The organism is Cupriavidus basilensis (genome assembly GCF_000876015.1).
GTDB lineage: Bacteria > Pseudomonadota > Gammaproteobacteria > Burkholderiales > Burkholderiaceae > Cupriavidus > Cupriavidus basilensis_B.
In genome coordinates, this window is record NZ_BBQM01000028.1 from 62,309 (window position 1) to 82,206 (window position 19,898).

Annotated in this window: 17 protein-coding genes; 11 read left to right on the plus strand and 6 right to left on the minus strand. The window is 65.1% G+C overall.

The genetic code is table 11. From position 1 onward, the window contains the following. The first annotated feature begins 73 nt into the window (after positions 1-73). The 7 genes from KF708C_RS29510 (at position 74) to KF708C_RS29540 (ending at position 10,266) form a co-directional block, all read left to right on the plus strand. The gene (locus tag KF708C_RS29510; RefSeq protein WP_059415017.1) at positions 74-1,054 is read left to right on the plus strand and encodes an amidohydrolase family protein; all 981 of its coding nucleotides are present in this window, start codon (positions 74-76) and stop codon (positions 1,052-1,054) included. 228 nt (positions 1,055-1,282) lie between these two features. Beyond that, positions 1,283-1,552: a hypothetical protein gene (locus KF708C_RS36150; RefSeq protein WP_156174017.1), complete on the plus strand. Its 270-nt coding sequence runs from the start codon at positions 1,283-1,285 to the stop codon at positions 1,550-1,552. Between the two features lie 595 nt (positions 1,553-2,147). Beyond that, the gene (locus tag KF708C_RS29520) at positions 2,148-4,349 is read left to right on the plus strand and encodes a TerB N-terminal domain-containing protein (protein ID WP_231586631.1); all 2,202 of its coding nucleotides are present in this window, start codon (positions 2,148-2,150) and stop codon (positions 4,347-4,349) included. Next, positions 4,346-5,644, plus strand: a complete 1,299-nt coding sequence (locus tag KF708C_RS29525) for an ATP-binding protein (protein WP_059415022.1) — start codon at positions 4,346-4,348, stop codon at positions 5,642-5,644. Before KF708C_RS29520 ends, KF708C_RS29525 begins: the two co-directional genes overlap by 4 nt. A gap of 6 nt (positions 5,645-5,650) precedes the next feature. Further along, positions 5,651-7,858 carry a DEAD/DEAH box helicase gene (locus KF708C_RS29530; protein WP_059415024.1) on the plus strand — a complete coding sequence of 736 codons (2,208 nt, stop codon included), beginning with the start codon at positions 5,651-5,653 and terminating at the stop codon, positions 7,856-7,858. Between the two features lie 185 nt (positions 7,859-8,043). Continuing rightward, positions 8,044-9,642, plus strand: coding sequence for an MFS transporter (locus KF708C_RS29535; RefSeq protein ID WP_059415026.1), 1,599 nt, complete (start codon positions 8,044-8,046; stop codon positions 9,640-9,642). Between the two features lie 132 nt (positions 9,643-9,774). Continuing rightward, entirely contained in the window at positions 9,775-10,266 is a 492-nt protein-coding gene (locus KF708C_RS29540) for a MarR family winged helix-turn-helix transcriptional regulator (RefSeq protein ID WP_059415028.1), read from the plus strand. A gap of 37 nt (positions 10,267-10,303) precedes the next feature. Here KF708C_RS29540 and KF708C_RS29545 read toward each other — a convergent pair whose 3' ends face one another. From KF708C_RS29545 to KF708C_RS29555, 3 genes are all read right to left on the minus strand, one after another. Beyond that, positions 10,304-11,653 carry a cobyrinate a,c-diamide synthase gene (locus KF708C_RS29545; RefSeq protein ID WP_059415030.1) on the minus strand — a complete coding sequence of 450 codons (1,350 nt, stop codon included), beginning with the start codon at positions 11,651-11,653 and terminating at the stop codon, positions 10,304-10,306. Positions 11,654-11,723: 70 nt separating this feature from the next. Then, positions 11,724-12,419, minus strand: coding sequence for a response regulator (locus KF708C_RS29550; protein WP_029044297.1), 696 nt, complete (start codon positions 12,417-12,419; stop codon positions 11,724-11,726). A 197-nt stretch (positions 12,420-12,616) separates the two neighbouring features. Then, positions 12,617-13,576, minus strand: coding sequence for a LysR family transcriptional regulator (locus KF708C_RS29555; protein ID WP_059415186.1), 960 nt, complete (start codon positions 13,574-13,576; stop codon positions 12,617-12,619). Between KF708C_RS29555 and KF708C_RS36545 the strand changes: the two genes are divergently transcribed. The 3 genes from KF708C_RS36545 (at position 13,547) to KF708C_RS29565 (ending at position 15,141) form a co-directional block, all read left to right on the plus strand. Continuing rightward, on the plus strand, positions 13,547-13,786 hold the full coding sequence (locus tag KF708C_RS36545; RefSeq protein WP_196812945.1) for a hypothetical protein: 240 nt from the start codon (positions 13,547-13,549) through the stop codon (positions 13,784-13,786). The two genes, KF708C_RS29555 and KF708C_RS36545, sit on opposite strands and share 30 nt — an antisense overlap. A gap of 542 nt (positions 13,787-14,328) precedes the next feature. Next, the gene (locus tag KF708C_RS29560) at positions 14,329-14,634 is read left to right on the plus strand and encodes an IS3 family transposase (protein WP_020206287.1); all 306 of its coding nucleotides are present in this window, start codon (positions 14,329-14,331) and stop codon (positions 14,632-14,634) included. 141 nt (positions 14,635-14,775) lie between these two features. Continuing rightward, on the plus strand, positions 14,776-15,141 hold the full coding sequence (locus KF708C_RS29565) for a hypothetical protein (protein ID WP_231586632.1): 366 nt from the start codon (positions 14,776-14,778) through the stop codon (positions 15,139-15,141). Between the two features lie 15 nt (positions 15,142-15,156). On the opposite strand, the gene KF708C_RS29570 is transcribed toward KF708C_RS29565, so the two are convergent. Both KF708C_RS29570 and KF708C_RS29575 read right to left on the minus strand, forming a co-directional pair. Continuing rightward, positions 15,157-15,687, minus strand: coding sequence for a hypothetical protein (locus KF708C_RS29570; protein WP_020206289.1), 531 nt, complete (start codon positions 15,685-15,687; stop codon positions 15,157-15,159). Between the two features lie 128 nt (positions 15,688-15,815). Beyond that, entirely contained in the window at positions 15,816-16,529 is a 714-nt protein-coding gene (locus KF708C_RS29575) for a Crp/Fnr family transcriptional regulator (RefSeq protein WP_082080095.1), read from the minus strand. A 365-nt stretch (positions 16,530-16,894) separates the two neighbouring features. On the opposite strand from KF708C_RS29575, the gene KF708C_RS29580 reads away from it, so the two are divergent. Further along, complete coding sequence (locus KF708C_RS29580; protein WP_059415036.1) at positions 16,895-18,067, plus strand: extracellular catalytic domain type 1 short-chain-length polyhydroxyalkanoate depolymerase; 1,173 nt, start codon at positions 16,895-16,897, stop codon at positions 18,065-18,067. A 97-nt stretch (positions 18,068-18,164) separates the two neighbouring features. Here KF708C_RS29580 and KF708C_RS29585 read toward each other — a convergent pair whose 3' ends face one another. Next, complete coding sequence (locus KF708C_RS29585; RefSeq protein ID WP_020206292.1) at positions 18,165-19,478, minus strand: MFS transporter; 1,314 nt, start codon at positions 19,476-19,478, stop codon at positions 18,165-18,167. Positions 19,479-19,898 lie beyond the last annotated feature (420 nt).

Here is a 19,898-nt window from a genome sequence, read left to right on the forward strand (position 1 = left end):
GCCGCCTCCCGCTCAAAGGTTATCGATTTCAAGGCCATCGACCTCAAGGCCACCGATCTCAAAGGCTATCGACATGACCCAACCCTATCGCTGCACCTGTGGCCTCATCGACGTCCACGCGCACTGCCTGCCTCCCGCCTACCGCCAGGCCCTCGCGGACGCCGGCCTGGCCTCGCTCGACGGCGGCTACCCGATTCCCGCGTGGTCCGCGCAGGCCGCCATCGACGTCATGGACGCGGGCGGCATCGACACCATGATGCTGTCGGTGTCCTCGCCGAGCGTCGGCTTCCTGCGCGACGCCGGCGCGCGCGAGCGCCTGGCGCGCCGCATCAACGAAGACATCGCCGAGACCGTGCGCGCGCATCCGGGGCGCTTCGGCGGCTTCGCCACGCTGCCGCTGCCGCATGTCGAAGCCTCGCTCAAGGAGATCGACCATGCCTTCGGCAAGCTCGGCCTCGACGGCGTCGTCATCGAGACCAACACCGACGGCAAGTACCTGGGCAACCCGGCGCTCGCCCCGATCTTCGACGCGCTCAACGAGCGCCACGCCACCATCTTCCTCCACCCCACGGCGCCGCAATGCCTCGAAGCCGTCGGGCTCGGCCGCCCGGCGCCGCTGTTCGAGTTCCCGTGCGACACCGCGCGCACGGTCATCGACCTGGTGTTCTCCGACACGCTGCGCCGCTGCCCGAACCTGAAGCTCATCCTGCCGCACGCGGGCGGCGTGCTGCCGTCGATCGCGCACCGCATCGCGCTGCTCGCGCCGATGCCGGTCATGAAGCCGGCCCCGAAAAGCAGCGAAGCGGTGCTCGACGAGTTCCGCAACCTGTACTACGACCTGGCCATGTCGGCGAACCAGCCCACCTTCGACAGCCTGCGCACGCTCGCGCCGCTTTCACAGATCCTGTTCGGCACCGACTTCCCGTTCCAGCCGGCGGCGAACGTGGCGAAGAACATCGACAACTTCCGCCGCCTCGGCGGCCTGACGGCGCAGGAGCACGCGGCGATCGCGCGGGAAAATGTGCGGCGGCTGTTTCCGCGGTTCGGGGCTTAGGGGTTCGCGGAAGGGATGCCTGACCGAGGAGGAGCCTCTTCAAAGTCACAAAGACCCCGTGCGGAATTTCCAGGGTTCTCCATATGCCTGTTGTGTACGGGGACACAACATGTCTCTCGTCGGAAGGCGGATCGCATTGGATGGATTCAACCAGCGGTCTCGACAGCATCCGTCAGCTAGGCGAGTGAATGGAGTTGGGAGTCCAGCGTGGTCAACTTGGACACATTCATGGAGTGGCTGAAGGCCGGCAGCGCGTGGCGGCACTCGATCCTGCACGCCTTCGTCTCAAATTTCCAGTGCTGGGCACCGGTCGTCGTCACGAGTTTGAAATACTCGCGCGACCGATCTAGCCACCGAATTCTTGCATTGAATGTTGACGCGCAGAACATTCTCCTGCGCGGGAACAAGTGGGACTTCAACGTGATCGCAAGCATTGTTCGGCGCTGGCATCTTCGCGTCGAGCATGCAGAAGCAGTACGCAATCCTGCTTTCAAGTAGGCGAAGGATCTAGTGACTCGCCAGGCATTGTGTTGCACTGTGACGAGGCGCCAGCGTCACTGACCACCACCCTCCAATTCCTTGACGGACCAGCGCTATCTCCAATTCGTGGCAGAAGCGTGCTGTTTAGGCCGCAAGAGTCAATTGCGCATGTGGCGTCCCCGAGGCGGAAACGATGAGGGGTCCCTATCTGTCGATGGCACGGGCACCCCTCGTTAGAGGGGTGTGGCCAAAGATGCCCATGCTTTTTTCCAAGACAATCCCTCTGTGAGGCACAATTTCACAGCGGCAAGCTATCTAGTGGGGTCCTGGATTGAGCGAGGTAACTGGCCTGCAATATGCTCGATCGGAGCGGACATTGCAGGGGTATGTTCTCAGTCAATTCATATAGGCGCTATATCAAAAAATACGAGCTGGGGAAAATATGGCCAGACGAAAGAAAAATATAGGGAGTGGGGGGATTGTCGGTATTGGGGTTTTCATAATACTTGTCCTGATTTTTGCGCTACCCAAGGAATGGTGGATATTCTTGGGAGTCTGTGCAGCGGGCTACGGTGCTTTCAAGTTGTTCTTCAGAGGTTCAAAGCGGACGCCCATGACCTCGCCAAATCAGGCAGGATCGGTTGCAGTACATACCAGTGTATTGGCCGATAGCGTCGGGGGATCGTCGGATGAGGCACATGGCTTTGCCACATCGGGTTTTCGTATTCCATCGCCACCGAAGGGGATGGGGGCGGCAAAGTGGATTCCCCCCGGCACCGTCATCACAGTTTCGGGAAAAAGTGACAGCGACAAGATCTTGATCCCCGGTGGCATGATCTATGTCGGGACGTCACTACCATCACTGCATGGGGGAAATGATCCAAGCCTGATAGATCCTCGCAAGGCTGTTGCTGCGGAAAGTGATTTTAGGGTGCGGCAGACAGACTACTGGCCGAGCTATTCTGATATATCGCCCAAGGCCCGTCGGGCCTATCTGAATTGGCTGGCCGATGGCAGGAAGCATCCTGGTGCCGACGTCGGCTATGTTTTTCTATTCTTCTATGGTCTGGAGCGTCGTGTCATCGTCGATGCTGGCAACGATGCAAATGCACGGGCTGATAGACCGGCTATCGCCGATGAGGTACGGCGCCTCCTGGCAATATACGGCGGAGAAGTTTCGTACTCGTTCCGGCGCTATGCGAGTGAGTTTCTCGATTATTTGACTCTGGCCGATGCCTCATCGCGGCTGTATGAGCGGCCAGTGCCGACATTCCCTCGAGGCTATGAGCTTCCCTTCTATCTTCGTCTTGCCTTGGGACAAGCCGCGGTCGATGGCGTTCCTGTACCAACACATTTGGCACTGGCGTGGGCACGTCTGGATCCGGCAGCAGGGCTTCGCACTCCTGCAATTCGATGTCCCGAGCAGTTTGAAAGGCTGTTTGCGCAGAAGTATGAGGAAATGTTCGGCGAAGGTTTGAAACTGCCACGGAATCGCACCAAATTGAAGCTGGTGTACCGGCCGGCCTCGGCCGCGCTCGCTGGGGCTGATGAACTGACGCTGAGTTTCGGAGGAGTGCCGGATGTGGCAGCCCTTACCGCTCCGGTGAAGAAGCTGCAGCAGATCATAGACGCCGCGACGGCAGACTTGGATGCTTACAGCCGTTACTTAGGTAGGTACCCTGACGCGGCAAACTCTCTCGAGGCATTGATTCAGTTGCCAGCTTGGCTCTGGCCGGAGACCACTCAGCAGACTCTACGTGGGCTCAAGGCTCGCATGGTTGATGGCGTTCTGCAACTCAAGCTCTCCGGTCTATTGGAGTTGCTGGGTGCCAAATCGGTGCTAACGAGGCCGGGCTTAACTGGGTTGGCGAGAGCGCTGGCTGACACAGGCATTGGTATCGAACCGGATATTCTGAATGGTGCGCGAGTCCCAAAGCCTGAAGGCATGGTTGTTCTTTTCGTCGAGACTGCGGACGGGTTGAACGCCGGCAGCACGGCGGCTTATCGAGCCGCGCAGCTGACACTACAGTTGGCTTCGACCGTTGCCAGTGCTGACGGCGAATTTAGCGACGGGGAGGTGCAACATCTGCGTCAGGAAGTGCAGGCGTGGGTCCACTTGACTGAGGCCCAGCGTCACCGGCTGTGGGCACACATAGAACTCCTGCGAATGGAGCCGCTGTCTCTGGCTGTTCTGAAGAAAAAGTTGGAGCCCCTGGACAAGAGTGCCAAGGAGTCGATTGCTGTCTTTATGGCGGCGTTGGTGCAGAGCGACGGAATCGTGTCTGCGGGCGAAATCAGGTTGCTCGAGAAAGTCTACAAGGTGCTTGATATCGACACGGCCAAGGTGTTCAGCGACGTGCATTCGACATCGGTACGTGAGTTGACTGATACCCCGAGAGTGTCGAACCAGGGCGTAGCCACGCCGGAGAAGGGCAGTCTCAGGCTAGACCCCATGCGGATCGCCGAATTGCAGAAGGATACGGAAAAAGTCTCTGCGTTGCTGGCAGGGATTTTTAAGGAAGAAGAGACGCGTGCGTCAGTGCAGGCGGTTCATCCTGCGGTCGTCGCGGAGTCGCCTTTGTCAGGCTTGTTAGGGCTGGACGAATCTCACAGTGCGTTCGCTCGTATGCTGTTATCGCGGCCCCAGTGGGCGCGGGAAGAGCTGGTCGATGTCTGTGCTGACCTGGACCTCATGCTTGATGGTGCACTCGAGCGGATCAATGAAGCTTCATTCGACGTGCACGACATGCCTTTTACTGAGGGCGACGATCCGGTTGCTATCAGTGCCGAACTGATGGAGAAGATCGAAGCATGACAACAACAATCCGTCCCAAAGACCGTGATGCGGTAATCCAATCGTTACGTGCCGGTGTGGTGCCCCGAACTGGGCAGCATCTTGTGCAGGTCGGACGCAATCGCGAGATAGAAACTCTAGTCACCGATATTGACCGGGTTGCTGACGGAGGAGCCGCCTTCCGTTTGGTAACAGGCGAGTATGGCGCAGGGAAGACTTTTTTTCTAAATTTGGTCCGATCGGTTGCTATGGAGAAGAAGCTGGTTGTGGCCAATGCCGACCTCAATCCCGATCGGCGCTTGCACTCGAGCGGCGGCCAGGCCAGGTCTCTGTACGCGGAACTGATGCGCAACATCTCGACCCGGACGAAGCCGGACGGAGGCGCACTCGCGGGCATCGTCGAAAAGTTCATCGCGACTGCCAGGTCCGAAGCCAAAACTGGCGGGCAGACTACGGAAGCGGTGTTGCGGCAAAAGCTGGAGCAATTGACGGAACTAGTGAACGGCTACGATTTTGCTGACGTCATCGCCGCCTATTGCCGTGGGGCGGAAGAGGGTAATGAACAACTAAAGACGGATGCAGTCCGATGGCTTCGGGGAGAGTTCTCAACGAGGACGGATGCAAGGCAGGCACTGGGCGTGCGAACCATTGTCGATGACGCTTCCGTCTACGACCAACTCAAGCTCTTGGGCCGCTTCGTCCGGTTGGCAGGATTTTCGGGCCTGCTGGTTTGCCTTGATGAACTTGTTAATCTCTACAAGCTTGCAAATACGCAGGCTCGGAATTCAAATTACGAGCAGATTCTTCGCATTCTGAACGACTCGTTACAAGGAACGGCAGTTGGACTCGGCTTCGTCTTGGGAGGAACGCCGGAGTTCTTGCTGGACACACGGCGTGGACTGTATAGCTATCCAGCGCTACAGAGTCGCCTGGCTCAAAACGTCTTCACTGCCGGCGGACTCGTCGATTTCACCGGACCCGTCGTTCGACTCTCCAGTCTGACACCAGAAGACTTCTATGTGCTGCTGCAGAAGATCCGCCAGGTCTATGCATTTGGTGACGAAGCGAAGTCTCTTCTGCCGGACAATGGCATATTCAGCTTCATGGAGCACTGCTCGAAGCGCATTGGAGACAGCTATTTTCGGACACCGCGGACGACTATTACTTCGTTTATCGATTTGCTCGCGGTTCTAGAGCAAAATCCCGGCGCAGATTGGCAGACGCTGCTGGGGGGCATTGAGATCACGCCAGACGCAGGCGGTCAAGCGGATGCTGCCATTGATGAGGACGATGAACTGACATCGTTCAAGCTCTAAGCTGGCATGTCTGATTCGAGCTCCTTCTTTGCACTCGACAGCCGGATCCAGCGCTTCATTTGGGCCGAGGGCTGGGAGGAACTCAGGGATGCCCAAGAGGTGGCAATTCCTCACATCGTCAAGGGGAACACGGATGTCATCATTGCCGCCGCTACTGCCGCAGGGAAGACGGAAGCCGCCTTTTTTCCGGCATTAACGTATCTGGTTGCACAGGAAAAGCCCGGGCTAATCGTATATATCAGTCCGCTGAAGGCTCTCATCAACGACCAGTTCGGGCGGTTGGATCGCCTGTGCGAAGACCTGGACGTGCCAGTCTGGCCTTGGCATGGTGATATTTCGTCTTCGTCGAAAGCCCGGTTCTTGAAGGATCCGCACGGTGTCTTGCTGATCACCCCGGAATCCCTGGAGGCGATGCTCTGCAACCGGGGGGCATCTGTTCGCACCATATTCCAGCATACGGCCTTCTTTGTCATCGATGAGCTGCATGCTTTCATAGGCTCAGAGCGTGGAAAGCAGCTTCAGTCGCTCATATGTCGCATAGAGAGCGTTCTCAAAACGGTCATTCCTCGAGTGGGCCTCTCTGCGACACTTGGCGATATGCAACTTGGGGCTGACTATCTTCGTCCTGGCAAGGCGGACAGTGTGGTAATCGTCGAGTCCCGCGCGGCGGGGGCTGAATTGAAAGTGGCAATCAAGGGTTATGAAGAACCGTCGGTGCCCCATCGCGATGCCGACGATAGTGCGGAGGTCAAATCTGCCAGTCCTGCTCACATAGCTTCGCATCTCTTCAAGGTGCTCCGAGGCTCGAACAACCTTGTCTTTCCCAACAGCCGCCGGGAGGTGGAACGTTATACGCATCTATTGCAGGGGCTCTGCGCTCATCACCATGTACCGAACCAGTTCTGGCCGCATCATGGCAGTCTGTCCAAAGAGATACGCTCAGAAACCGAGGCAGCGCTAAAGCAGAAGACTCAGCCGGCCACCGCGGTTTGTACCAATACGTTGGAGTTGGGTATCGATATTGGAGCCGTGAAAAGCATTGCCCAGATTGGACCTCCGCCCTCCGTTGCCAGCCTGCGGCAGCGACTTGGACGTTCGGGGAGACGGAAGAACGAGCCGGCCATTCTCAGGGGCTATTGCGTCGAGGACGCGCGTGTCCCTGGGAGTTCCATTGCGACACTTCTTCGGCTCAATACCGTACAAATGGCAGCCATGATTACGTTGCTAGGAGAAAAATGGTTCGAGCCTCCCAGGATTCACGGTCTCCACCTTTCTACGCTGATTCAGCAACTGCTTTCGCTTATTTCGCAGAACGGCGGCGTGACGGCAACGCAGGCGTACCAACTTCTTTGTGCACCGTCCGCGCCGTTTTCCGGGACATCTAGACCGGATTTTATCGCTCTGTTGCGACATCTTGGACAGAAGGAACTCTTGATGCAGGACTCTTCCGGACTGCTCTTGCATGGTCCTCTCGGCGAGAAATTTGTCAATCACTACACTTTCTACGCTGCTTTTGCCGCTGACGAAGAGTTCCGAATTGTGGCTGGCGGCAGACCGCTCGGGGCACTTCCAGTCTCGCTGATGCTCTCCGTCGGGCAGCGAATCCTCTTCGCTGGAAGAACGTGGTACGTCGACGAAATTGACGAGGAGCAGAAAGTTATCTATGTTTCGCCAGCGAAGGGAGGCACGCCTCCTTTGTTCTCCGGGGGCGGCGGGCGGGTTCATACCCGTGTGCGCCAACGCATGCGAGCGTTGCTGGCGGGAGACAACGATCTGCCGTTCCTGGACGAGTCGGCGAGGCGGTTTGTCGCGGAGGGGCGGGAGGCTTACGGCCGAATGGGACTCGATGGTCGGGTTCTTCTTGATGCAGGAACTCAACTGATGATCTTGACCTGGATTGGGGACTCGGGGAATGAAGCAATTGCCTGTCTGCTCAAACGGAGGGGCTTCACCGCCGCGCCATCCGACCTGGGCGTCGAAGTCCACAAGGGAGGTCATAGTGAGGAAGACATTCTGAGTGCTCTGGCTGATGCTGCCACTGATGAATTTCCAGATTTGGACAATCTCTTGTTGGACGCAAAAAACCTGCAACGCGAGAAGTGGGACTGGGCTCTTCCTGACGCGCTGCTGAGGAAAGCATATGCCAGCTTGTATCTGGATCTGGATGAGGCTCTTGCGTGGATAAGGTCGGCAGTTTCCCCCGAGGCGGCTTGAAGCAGGGCACTGCCGTTTCATGTGGGGAATCCCGGTCCGCCGGCTGGCCGTCATCCGTGGGCGGTCCGCAACGAGCGGCGTCTCGACATCGCATCGACACCGCATAAATCTTGCCGACGACCCGCTCCGCCCGCTCCCAACTACCCTATAATGATTGACTCTACAATCATTGACCGGGCAATAAAATGATGTCGCAGCCTCACCAGGCGCATAGCAGCGGACAGGTGTTGCCGTTCCGCGAGTCCTTGTTGGCGATGCTGGGCATCGCCTTCGTGGTGATGTTGGTGGCGCTCGACCAGACCGTGGTCGGGACCGCGCTGCCCACGGTGGTCGCGGAGCTGCAGGGCTTCGAGTATTACGCCTGGGTGGCCACGGCCTATCTGCTGTTCTCGGTGATCACGGTGCCGATCTTCGGGCGGCTGGGCGACTATTACGGGCGCAAGCCGTTCGTGATGGCGTCGATCGTGGTGTTCACAGCGGCGTCGGTGCTGTGCGGCATGGCGCCGAACATGCCGTTCCTGGTGCTGGCGCGCGGTCTGCAGGGCATTGGCGGCGGCATGCTGGTGGGCACGGCCTTCGCGTGCATTCCCGATCTCTTTCCCGATTCGCACGTGCGGCTGCGCTGGCAGGTGATGATGAGCGCGGCCTTCGGTATCGCCAACGCGGTGGGGCCGTCGCTGGGCGGGCTGTTGACCGAGGCGTATGGCTGGCGCTCGGTGTTCTACGTGAACCTGCCGGTGGGCCTGCTGGGGCTGCTGTTCGCCTGGCGCTACCTGCCGCATCTGCGCCAGCAGACGCACACGGGTTCGATCAAGGTGGACTGGCTGGGCGCGGCGCTGATCGGCGCCGGGCTGGGCGGCCTGCAGTTGTGCGTGGAGCTGATGCCGGAGCGCGGCTTCGGCCTGGTGACGGGCGGGCTGGTGGTGATGTCGGTCTGCGCGCTGGTGGCGCTGTGGCGCTGGGAGCGCCGCGCGCCGAACCCGATCCTGCCGCTGGAGATGTTCCGCAATCCGGGGCTGGCGCCGCTGTTCCTGCTGGCGGTGCTGGTCGGTTTCGTGATGTTCTCGCTGCTGCTGTACGCGCCGCTGCTGTTCCAGGGCGGTTTCGGCTATTCGCCGAAGGAGGCGGGCGTGCTGGTGACGCCGCTGGTGGTGTGCATCACGCTGGGCAGTATCCTGAATGGCCGTATCATCACCCGCATCCGCCAGCCCAACAACATGCTGTATGCGGGCTTCGCGATGCTGGCGCTGGCCTGCCTGGGCCTGTCGCAGGCCACGCGCTCGATGTCGCACCACGTGTTGTTTGGCATCATGCTGCTGGGCGGCTTCGGCCTGGGCTTCATCATGCCGAACCTGACCGTGTTCGCGCAGCAGACCGCGGGCCGGGAGCATCTCGGCATCGCCACGGCCATGCTGCAGTCGCTGCGCATGGTGGGCGGCATGATCGGCACGGCGCTGGTGGGCACGCTGGTCACGCGCAGCTACATCAGCGGCGTGCACGACGCGCTGCAGAGCGCGGGCGCCGGCGAATGGCAGGCGCGCCTGGCCGATCCGCAGATCCTGATCGACCGGGCTTCGCAGTCGAGCCTGCTGTCGCAGTTGCAGGCGGGCGGCCACAACGGCGCCCTGCTGCTCGAGCAGGCCCGGCTGTCGCTGGTCGGCGCGATCCACGTGGGCCTGGCGCTGGCCGCGGTGATCGCCGTGGTGGGCCTGTGGCGCTCGCGCCGCGTGCCGCCGGTGAAGCTGGAGCGCGCGGTCAAGCCGCAGGTCATGGCCGCTGAATGAATTTGTCCTGGGCAGCCCCGGGATCGTCCCGGGGCATGCCGGGACGCCGGGCTGGTCCGTTGATGGTGAGGCCGCCGCGCGCCGCGCGTGCATCGTCCGCGTGGCGCGCGGCGGCCCAAGCAGGAGAATGGATTGGAACTGGAGCGACAAAGCCTGGCTGTGCTACAGCAGTTCGGACGGACCTACCGGGCCTACGCGGCTGCGTTCGAGCAGCGCATCGGCCATCCCCTGCCGCGCTGGCGCATCCTCTACGCCTTGCACGGCCACGCCGGGCCCATCGCGCAGAAGCCGCTGGCCGACCGCGTGGGCATGGACCCGGGCGCGCTCACGCGCCAGCTCAAGGCTCTGCAGGAGCTGGGCTGGGTGGAGCGCAACACCAGCGAGCGCGACAACCGCGTGACCAACGTCACGCTGTCCGACCTGGGCCGCGGCATCGTCGAGCAGGCGCTGCCGCTGCGCTCGTCGTTCCTGCGGGACGTGCTGGAAAACGTCTCCGAGACCACCATGCGCAACCTGTCCAAGGGGCTGGAGCAGCTCGAGTCCGGCATTGCCGTGGCGGTGCAGCGCACCCAGCAGCGGGAGAAGGAAGAGAAGGCCGACGCGGCCGATGCCGACGCCGCGTGAGCGTTGCCTGAACCGTCGCCTGAGCGCCGGCCTGGCGCTAACCCGCCCCGGCGCCGAACAGGCGCGCCACCGCCAGCGGATTGGAGGGGAAATAGAAGTGCGTGTATGACGCGGTCAGCGCGCCGTGCCGGAACACCGCCTCGCCGCGCGAGCCGTCGCGCGGCACCGTGGCGTGGCAGCAGGGCGCCAGCGGCGTGCGCGCGCTGGAGTAGTGGAAGGTATGCCCGCGCAGGGTGCCTTCGGGCAGCGCCACCGACTGGTGGCCGAGCGCCGCCAGGCGCGGCTGCATGGCCACGGTGCCGGGCAGCAGGCCGGCCATGACGTGCGCCTGCCCGCCTTTGTCCGTCAGCGATTCGAACAACATCATCATGCCGCCGCATTCGGCCAGCATCGGCAGGCCATTGGCGTGGGCGGCGCGCAGCGCGGCCAGCATGGCGGCGTTGCCGGCCAGACGCGCCGCGTGCAGCTCGGGATAACCGCCGGGCAGCCATAGCGCGTCGCAGGCGGGCAGGGCCGCGTCGTCCAGCGGCGAGAAGAAGGCCAGGCGCGCGCCGAGCGCCTGCAGGGTGTCGAGATTGGCCGGATAGAGGAAGCGGAATGCCGCGTCGCGGGCCACGGCGATGGTCTTGCCGGCCAGCAGCGGCGGCAGGGCCGGCAGCGGCGCGGCGGCGGCGATGGCCACGGGCGGCGGCAGGTTGCCGGCCGGCTGCCCGGCGAGCGCGTCGGCCAGCCGGTCGAGGCGCGCGGGCAGGTCGGGCAGCTCGTCGGCGGCGTGCAGGCCGAGGTGGCGCTCGGGCAGCGCGGCATCCTTGTCGCGGGCGAGGCCGCCGGCCCAGCCGATATGCGCCGGCAGGCTCTCGCGCAGCATGTCGGCATGCCGCGTCGAACCCACGCCGTTGGCTAGCACCTGCATCGACGGCAGCGGCTGGCCGTAGCCGGCCAAGCCGTAGGCCACGGCGCCGAAGGTCTGCGCCATCGCGCCGGCCTGGATCACACAGAGCACCGGCAGCCCGAAATGGCGCGCGATGTCCGCGCTGCTGGGCGTGCCGTCGTGCAGGCCCATCACCCCTTCCACCAGTATCAGGTCCGCCTCGGCGGCGGCTTGCGCCAGGCGCGCCGCGGCATCGCCGGCGCCGGTCATCCACAGGTCGAGCGAATGCACCGGCGCGCCGCTCGCGGCGGCCAGGATGGACGGGTCGAGGTAGTCGGGGCCGCTCTTGAAGACGCGCACCCGGCGGCCCTGGCGGCGGTGCAGCCACGCCAGCGCGGCGGTGACGGTGGTCTTGCCTTGCCCCGAAGCGGGCGCGGCGACCAGCAGCGCGGGCACGTTGAGGCTGCCGGCGGGGGCAAGTGGCTGGTCCGCGGGCGCGGCGGCGGGGACGGGCATGATGAGGGCGGCGGGGATGGTCGGGGGTGGAGGAGGGGCGCGCGGTCGGCGGGGTGCCGGCGCGCAGCGATTATAGCCATTCGGTATGGCCGGGCGCGCCGGGTCCGTCGTCGCGCAGCGGCAGCACCAGGCCCTGCTGCGCGGCGAAGTCGAACAGTTCGCGCTCGTTGTTGGCGCCGAGCTTGCGCATGGCGCTGTTCTTCTGGCGGCTGATGGTCTTCACGCTGCGGCAGAGCTGCCCGGCGATGCGGGTGATGGAGTTGCCGCTGAGGTAGAGGCGCAGCACCTCCGACTCGCGCACCGACAGGCTGACGGCGCCGGCGCGGTCCGGCGCGTAGTGCGCGCCCGACTGCTCCAGCACGCGCGCGGCGGACTCGCCGATGAAGCGCAGCCCGCGCTCGACGCGGATGATGGCCGTCACCAGCTCGTCCAGGTGCGAGTCCTTGAGCAGCAGGCCGTGCGCGCCGGCGTTGAGGATGGCGCGCAGCACGAGCGGATTGGTGATCATGGTGAGCACCACGATGCCCAGCGCCGGGTGGTGCCGCCGCAGGCTGGCCAGCAGGCGGATGCCGTCGCTGGCGTCGGCGCAGGGCATGTGATAGTCGGTGACGACGAGGTCGGGGCGGAACACGCGCGTGGCCTGCAGCAATTCGGCGGCGCCGCGCACGTCGGCGCAGATCTCCCAGCCGGTCTGTCCGCGCAACTGGCTCCTGACCGCGAGCGCGATGGCGGGATGGTCATCGGCAATCAGGATTCTCAATGACATGGCAATCTTCCTGGGCAGGCGCGCGGTGTTCGCGCAGCGGATGCCCAGGCAGAATAAGCGCCGTTTTCGGCATATTGCCTGAGACTATTCTCAAACTGCAGGAGAAATATCGGGGACCGGGCTGGCTGCCCGGCCGGCCGCGGGCAGGTCCGCGTGCCGGTGCGGGCGGTAGTTCAGGCGGCGGTTCAGGCGGCAGTTCAGGCGGCGTGCGCGGCGGGGATGTCGCGGGCTTCGCGGCGGCGGTCGATGGCGCCGACCGGGTCATGCAGGACCGCGCTGCCGGTCTCCATGATGCCGCGCAGGGCCTCGCCCGCGCCCGCGCGCGCCGGCGCCCAGAAATGCAGGGCGGCCCATTCGGGAAAGCTGGCCGGCGGCGCCAGCAGGCGCGTCTTGTGGCTGCGCGTGAGCAGCGGCACGTTGAAGTCGAGCAGCGGGCAGATGCCGCCCGCGGCCAGCAGCAGCGCCACCTGGGTGTGCCAGGACGGCACCACGGTCTCGCGGTATGCCGGATCGTGGGCGAGCCGGTTCAGGAACGCCTGCAGCGGGCTGCCGGGCTCGGTGTCTTCCTGCAGCAGGATCCATTCGTTCCTGCCCTCCGCGTGCGGCGCGCGGCCGGGGCGCGACACGCTGACCAGCCGCCGCGGCGTGGCCATGATGCTGTGCAGCGCGACCTGGTCCGGCACGAAGCGGCTGTCCACCACGAATGCGCAGTCGAGCTCGCCGTCGTGCAACTGGCCGGCCAGCGCGGCATCGGCGAAGACCGGCCGCGTCACGAAGCGGTCGTCGGGAAACCGCTCGCACAGCGCGGTGAGGATCTCGGTGATGACCGGCTCGCCGATCGACGGCGAGAAGCCGATGGAAAGGCGCCGCCGCGGGCGGGCGGCGGGCGCCGCCGCGGGCGCCTCGGGCTGCAGCAGGCGCGACCACTTCGCCAGGAACTGCCGCGCGGTCTGCTCCAGCCGCAGCGCGTGCGCCGTCGGCTCGAGCGTGCCGTTGCGCCGGATGAAGAGCGGGTCGCCGGTGATTTCGCGCAGCCGCGCCAGGCTGTAGGCAATGGTGGGAACCCGGCTTTGCGTGCAGGCCGCGACGGCGCTGAGGTCGCGATACTCCATCAGCAGAACGAAGACATGCAAGAGCTTGGTGCTGACGTGCCGCATGGTGGCTTCTCCCGACTTGAAACTTTGGTTTTTCTTTTTCTGTTTCTTCTTTTCAGTGCGGCCGGAGGCCCGGTTCGACGGGCCCGGCGGCGCGCGGCGCCGCTTCGACATGCCCGCTTCCGGCGCGGGATCATGAAGACGCGATTTCTCGAAAATGGCAGCCCGGTTTTATGGACGCCCACGCTGGAAAAGACAGCCGACCTGGCTTAGCGCGAGAGCCCTGTCGCCAGTCGGACACGGGGCGCGAAGCCCGGTTGCCGGCGCTCGAAATTTAGTTAATGCCAGACAAGATTAATCCATAACCCTGGAACTTGCCAGCGCGCCCGGAGCGGGATTCTCCAGATGCGCCATGCGATTCTTCTTGCCGGAATAGGGCGGCAATGTCCTGCCGCGTGCTTGCCGGCGCCGTGATTTCCCGCATTGCGGCAGCCGGAGACGGGTCGGGAGTCGACGGAGTGGGCGGCATTTTTTCTCCCTGTTTTTCGGGGGTACCATCCGGCGCTTGCTGGAGTCATCTGGAATGCATTCCACACTGCAGAATCAGTTAACCAATTAACTGCACCTGTCTTTCCCGGTTTTTCTCATGTCCGCGCCGGGGTCTTCAAATTGCTTAACACGCGCCTTGAACACACTGAATTGCCTTTTGCGGCGCGGGTGATAACGTTGGGCAGGGGTAGGACCGGCGCCGCGCGCGCCCGCACGATACATGCGGCACATGCGGCGCCCGCGGCGTTTGCGAGTGGAGGCAGGCAGTGAACAGACGATTCTCGGAGGAACAGATCCGCGGCTATCTCGCGGAAGCGCAGGCCGGCGTGCCGGTGCGCGAGCTGTGCGCGCGCCACGGCTTCAGCGATGCGTCGTTCTATGGCTGGCGCATCAAGTACGCCCGCGGCGCGGGCGCGGATGCGCGCGGGGAAAGCCGCAAGCTGCGCGAGCTGCAGGAGGAGAATACCCGCCTTAAGAGTATGCTTGCGGATGCGTTGCTCAAGCTGGAACTGCTGGGCAACCGCCATCGCAACGGCCGCGGCGGCAACGGCAACGGCAGGGAACGAAGCTAGATCCGGCTCGTCCTTGCCTCGCGGGGTTTGCCTCGCGGGCGGAGCCGCGCCCGCGCGGTTTTCGCGCCGCCGCCGCTGGCCACGGACACATACGGATCATCAGGGATGGCGCGTCGCGCCTCCCGCTGGGGAGAAATGGAAATGAAACGGGTTTCGATCGTCATGGCCGCCTTGCTGGGCTTCGGGTTGTGCGGCGGGCAGGCAGGCATGGCCGCCGACCTGGAGGTGCCCGCGCCGATGATCGCGCCGCCACCGCCGCTGATGCTCGATCCGGCCGCCGACAATGCCGGCCCCGCCGCCGACGGCACGCTCACGCCGGCCCAGCGCACCCATTGCCAGCAATTGCTGGACCGGATCAACGGGCTGCCCGCGGGCACGCAGTGGTCCACCGGCAAATCCACCGTGACCGCGCCTGACGGCAGCACCCATCCGACCATCGAGCGTCAGGCCGACCGCAAGAAGCTCAATGAAGCCTACCGGCAGGAGTGCGCCCAGGAGCGGCGCTGAGCCAGGCCGCGCCGCTCACTTCTGCGCGCAGCGCTCCGGCGGGATCGTGACCTCGCCCACGGGCTGGTTGCCGTTGCCCAGGTAGCGGTAGTTCAGGGTGACGCCCAGACGGCCGAGCACCGGCACGTCCGGGTTGCGGCAGATGCCTTTCGCCAGCACCGGCCCCGCGCTCGCCATGAAGGCCACGGTCCCCTCTCGCGAGGCATCGACGCCGACCAGGCTGAGGCGGAACACCACGCGCTTGCCGGGCGAGACGCTGCATCCCTCGAGCCGGGTCGCGTTGTCGAGCGGGAACGGTCCGGCCTGCGTCAGCTCCTGGCATGCCGCCACGAGCTCGGCATCGGGCGTGCCGCCGCCGCCGGTCAGCCGCGTGACGCCGCTCATGCCGGTGCTCTTGCCCTCCACGGTGCCGAGTAGCAGCCGGGCCAGCTTGGAAAGCGAGGCGGGTGCGAGCGCCTGCGCCGCGGCGGCCGGCGCGAATCCGGCGATCACCAGGAAGGCCAGCGGCGCCGCGTGCGCGCGCGCGGCGAAAAGGAAATCCCGCATACGGATACCGGAAGGTAGGTCGGATGCCGCCGGGCGTGCCGGGAACCGGCGGCTGGCGCCGTTCTCCGCACGCGGCGGCATGACCTGACCATAGCCGCGTTTGCACGGGCGTGCTGTCGGTGTTCGTCCTACGCCGGCAGGATGCGCGCGGTGCCCGCGAGCGGCCGCGCGGGCGCGCGGCCCGGCGAGGGGGCCAGCGCGGCGGCCGGCGCCTCGGCGGGCGGGCGGATCGGCACGCGCTCGGGGTCCGCGTAGACGGAATCGAGCCCAGCCGGGTCGACGATGCGCAACTGCCGCTGCCGCACCGTGATCAGCCCCACGCTGGCGAAGCGCGCCAGCAGGCGCGAGACGGTTTCCAGCGTCAGGCCGAGATAGCTGGCGATGTCGTTGCGCGACATGGCCAGCGTCATGGCCTCGCCGGCCCGGCCGCGGCGGCGCTGCTCGTCGGCCAGGTCCAGCAGCAGCATGGCAAGGCGCTGCGCCGCCTTCATCGAGCCGAGCGCGACCAGCAGCGTGCGCTGGCGCTGCGCATTGCGGCGCAGCGCGCCGAGCATCGGCGCGCGGCACGCGGCCTGGTGCAGGTGCTCGCGCGCGGCCTCGATCGGCACCACGCAGCAGCGGGTGTCCTGCATGGCGACGGCGGCGGTGCAATGGAGCGGGTCGTCGAGGTCCTCCAGGCCCAGGACGTCGCCGGGGTGGGCGAAGGCGGTGACCTGGCGCCAGCCCAGCGGCGACTCGAACACCGACTTGACGCTGCCCTGGCGGATGGGAAATACTGCCTGTACCGGCCGCGCCTGGCGGTACACGGTCTCGCCGGCGCGCCACAGCGTGCTGGCCGGCATCAGCGGACGTTCCCGCGGGCTCTGGCCGGGTGCGGATTCCGCCTGGCGGCACACTGACTGGAACAAACACAGCGAACAGCTCGAAATATTCGCTTCGGGCATGGCCTGGCCTCTCCATTTGCCTGCGACAAATGCAAATGCAGTATAACCGGCCCGCTTCTGCCGCTAACTTCGGCGGATCTGCATTATTTCAAACGCAGAATTCAATTTTTTCGACGGCATGACGTTAACCTGCATGGGGCCGCTGCGCCACGTGGCGTCCGGTAATGTCTGTTTTTCATAACATGTTGCCGGAAAGCGACGCCGACCTCGCCTTGATGGCTGTGCTATGCTGCATCGCAACAATGCAGACAGCAGGAGTCTTCATGGCCAAGAGCCTTTCGGCGGACTGGCATGCGCAACTCCGGCAGATCAGCCGGGCGCAGCCGCAGTCCGCGCGCCAACTCCAAACATGGTTCGAGCGTATCGCTACCCTTAATCCCGCCTCCCCGCGCCTGCGGGCGCGCACCCCCGCTCCCTTGCTCCTGCCGCCGCGGCGGCCGTTGCCGGGCGACTGGTCGGCCCATCACCATCATCTGGCGCCGCTGCCGGGCGAACTGGTGCCGCGCCTGTCCTACTGGCTGTACGTGCCGTCGCGCGCGGCGCACCGCCCCATGCCGCTGGTCGTCATGCTGCACGGTTGCCGGCAGACGCCGGAAGACCTGGCCGCCGGCACGCGCATGAACGCGCTGGCCGAGCGCGAGGGCTTCATGGTGGCCTATCCGCAACAGCCGCTGCGGCGCCAGATGCAGCGCTGCTGGCAATGGTTCGACCTGGGCGCGACCGAGGGCGGGCGCGAGGCGCAGGCGCTGTCGGTGCTGATCGACGCGCTGATGGCGCGGCCCGACGTGCGCGCCGACCAGGTCTACCTGGCCGGCCTGTCCGCGGGCGCCAGCATGGCCGCGGTGGTGGCGCTGCGCTATCCCGGCAAGATCGCCGCGGTGGGGCTGCACTCCGGCGTGGTGGTCGGCGCCGGGCACACGCCGCGCGACGGCCTGCGCGCCATGCAGCACGGCACCAGCGCCGATCCGGCCGTGCTGCTGGACGCCGCCGGCGCCATGCCGGGCGGAGCGAAGATGCCCGCCATCATCCTGCACGGCATGGACGACGAGGCGGTGCACCCGGTCAACGCGCGCCTGCTGGCGCGGCAGTTCCTGGCCTACAACGGCATGGCCGACCGCGTCGACGAGCGCATGAGCGGCCGCGCCGCGCGCCGCGCCGCCCACGCCGCGCCCGCGCTGGCCGGGACGGCCGGGGAGGGGGAGGGCGAGGACGCCGGGGAGGCCCGCATGGCCGCCCCGCCCGCGGCGAGCCTGCCCGCCGGCGACTACCTCGAGGCCAGCTTCGGCGTATGGAACCGCGACATGGTGGAAGTGTGCGAGATCGCCGGCCTGGGCCATGCCTGGAGCGGCGGCGACGGCGACTATGCCTACCACTCGGCCATCGGCCCCGACGCCAGCGCGCTGATGTGGCAGTTCTTCAGGCAGCATCGGCGCTGAAGCCGCGCCGTATGACGAAAAAGGGCCGCACTCGTGCGGCCCTTTCCTTTCCGGCACAGCCTTTCCGGCACAGCCTTTCCGGCACTACCCGCCGCGCTCAGGCGTGCGAGCGGTCCTTGACGAACAGCGCCGTCACCATGCCCAGCACGCACAGCGCCACCACGTAATAGGCGGGCGCGAGCGGGTCGTTCTTGAGCATCAGCGTGACGATCATCGGCGTCAGGCCGCCGAAGATCGCATACGACACGTTGTACGAGAACGACAGCCCCGAGAAGCGCACCTGGGCCGGGAAGGCCTTGACCAGCACGAACGGCACCGCGCCGATGGTGCCGACCAGGAAGCCGGTCACGGCATACAGCGGGACCAGCAGGTCCGGGCGCGCATGCAGCGTGCTGTAGAACACGTAGACGCTGATCGCCAGCAGCAGGCCGCCGACGAACAGCGTGACGCGCGCGCCGATCTTGTCCGCCAGCAGCCCCGCCACCACGCAGCCCGCGGTCAGGCACAGCGTGGCCACGCTGTTGGCCATCAGCGCGGTGCGGCCGTCGAAGCCGTAGATCTTCTGCAGGAAGGTCGGCGTCATCAGGATCACCACCACGATGCCGGCCGACAGCATCCACGTCAGCAGCATCGACACCGCCACCGCGCCGCGGTGGTCGCGCACCACCGCCTTGAGCGGCATCTCGGCGGCCAGCGCCTTGCGCTGCTGCAGCTCGGCGAACACCGGCGTCTCGTGCAGCCAGCGGCGCAGGTACATCGAGCCGATGCCGAACACGCCGCCGAGCAGGAACGGCACGCGCCAGCCCCAGTCGGTCAGCTCGGCCGGGGTGAAGATGCTGTTGATGCCGGTGGCCACCAGCGAGCCCAGCAGGATGCCGGCGGTCAGCCCCGCGGTCAGCGTGCCGCAGGCGTAGCCGGTGCGGCGCGCCGGCACGTGCTCGGAGACGAACACCCAGGCGCCGGGCACTTCGCCGCCCACGGCGGCGCCCTGCATCACGCGCAGGATCAGCAGCGCCAGCGGCGCCAGCAGGCCGATCGCGTGGTAGGTCGGCAGCAGGCCCATCAGCAGCGTCGGCACCGACATCAGCAGGATGGACAGCGTGAACATCTTCTTGCGCCCGAGCAGGTCGCCGAAGTGCGCCATGATGATGCCGCCCAGCGGGCGGGCCAGGTAGCCGGCGGCGAAAATGCCGAAGGTCTGCATCTGGCGCAGCCAGTCCGGCACCGACGGCGGGAAGAACAGCTGCCCGATGACGGTGGCGAAGAAGACGAAGATGATGAAGTCGTAGAATTCAAGCGCGCCGCCGAGGGCCGCCAGGGCAAGCGTCTTGTAATCCTGCCTGGTCAGGGGGCGCGGCTGCGCGCTGTTGCGCGTGCCGTCTGCGCCGGCAGTACTGCTGGTGATCGACATGAGAAGACTCGCATGGAAAAAGTTCGCATGCGAAGCGCGCAACACGGTTGACGTGGAGGGTTCTGGCCGGAGGGTTACAGCGCGGGGGAAGCAGGCACTAAGTGGCGGATAAGCCGCTGGCTTGCGACGTGACGCTTCGCAAAAGCGGAACAATACCAGATCGGCGGGATGCGGGTCCGGACAAGTCCGGTTGAATGGATTTTTTGCAGTCTTGAAATCGCTTTCGGATTAGTTTGAATGCCTTTGCATTGCCCCAATCCGTTGCCATAATGTGGATAAAAAGTGAAATCAGGGCCACAAAGTGGCCGACTCGCCGAATATCCGCGTGGCAGGGCCTGCGCGCGGCCCGGCGGGTTCCGTACAAGATGGTGCCGCACGGCAGCGGCGGCCCGGCATGCAGGGTTGCCGGCATGACGGAGC

Coding starts and splice junctions, on each gene's coding strand:
- KF708C_RS29585 (WP_020206292.1), bottom strand. CDS start 19,478: ATGTCGATCACCAGCAGTACTGCCGGCGCAGACGGCACGCGCAACAGC.
- KF708C_RS36150 (WP_156174017.1), top strand. CDS start 1,283: ATGGAGTGGCTGAAGGCCGGCAGCGCGTGGCGGCACTCGATCCTGCAC.
- KF708C_RS29530 (WP_059415024.1), top strand. CDS start 5,651: ATGTCTGATTCGAGCTCCTTCTTTGCACTCGACAGCCGGATCCAGCGC.
- KF708C_RS29565 (WP_231586632.1), top strand. CDS start 14,776: ATGAAACGGGTTTCGATCGTCATGGCCGCCTTGCTGGGCTTCGGGTTG.
- KF708C_RS29545 (WP_059415030.1), bottom strand. CDS start 11,653: ATGCCCGTCCCCGCCGCCGCGCCCGCGGACCAGCCACTTGCCCCCGCC.
- KF708C_RS29525 (WP_059415022.1), top strand. CDS start 4,346: ATGACAACAACAATCCGTCCCAAAGACCGTGATGCGGTAATCCAATCG.
- KF708C_RS29570 (WP_020206289.1), bottom strand. CDS start 15,687: ATGCGGGATTTCCTTTTCGCCGCGCGCGCGCACGCGGCGCCGCTGGCC.
- KF708C_RS29550 (WP_029044297.1), bottom strand. CDS start 12,419: ATGTCATTGAGAATCCTGATTGCCGATGACCATCCCGCCATCGCGCTC.
- KF708C_RS29555 (WP_059415186.1), bottom strand. CDS start 13,576: ATGCGGCACGTCAGCACCAAGCTCTTGCATGTCTTCGTTCTGCTGATG.
- KF708C_RS29520 (WP_231586631.1), top strand. CDS start 2,148: ATGACCTCGCCAAATCAGGCAGGATCGGTTGCAGTACATACCAGTGTA.
- KF708C_RS29535 (WP_059415026.1), top strand. CDS start 8,044: ATGATGTCGCAGCCTCACCAGGCGCATAGCAGCGGACAGGTGTTGCCG.
- KF708C_RS29510 (WP_059415017.1), top strand. CDS start 74: ATGACCCAACCCTATCGCTGCACCTGTGGCCTCATCGACGTCCACGCG.
- KF708C_RS29580 (WP_059415036.1), top strand. CDS start 16,895: ATGGCCAAGAGCCTTTCGGCGGACTGGCATGCGCAACTCCGGCAGATC.
- KF708C_RS29575 (WP_082080095.1), bottom strand. CDS start 16,529: ATGCCGGCCAGCACGCTGTGGCGCGCCGGCGAGACCGTGTACCGCCAG.
- KF708C_RS36545 (WP_196812945.1), top strand. CDS start 13,547: ATGCAAGAGCTTGGTGCTGACGTGCCGCATGGTGGCTTCTCCCGACTT.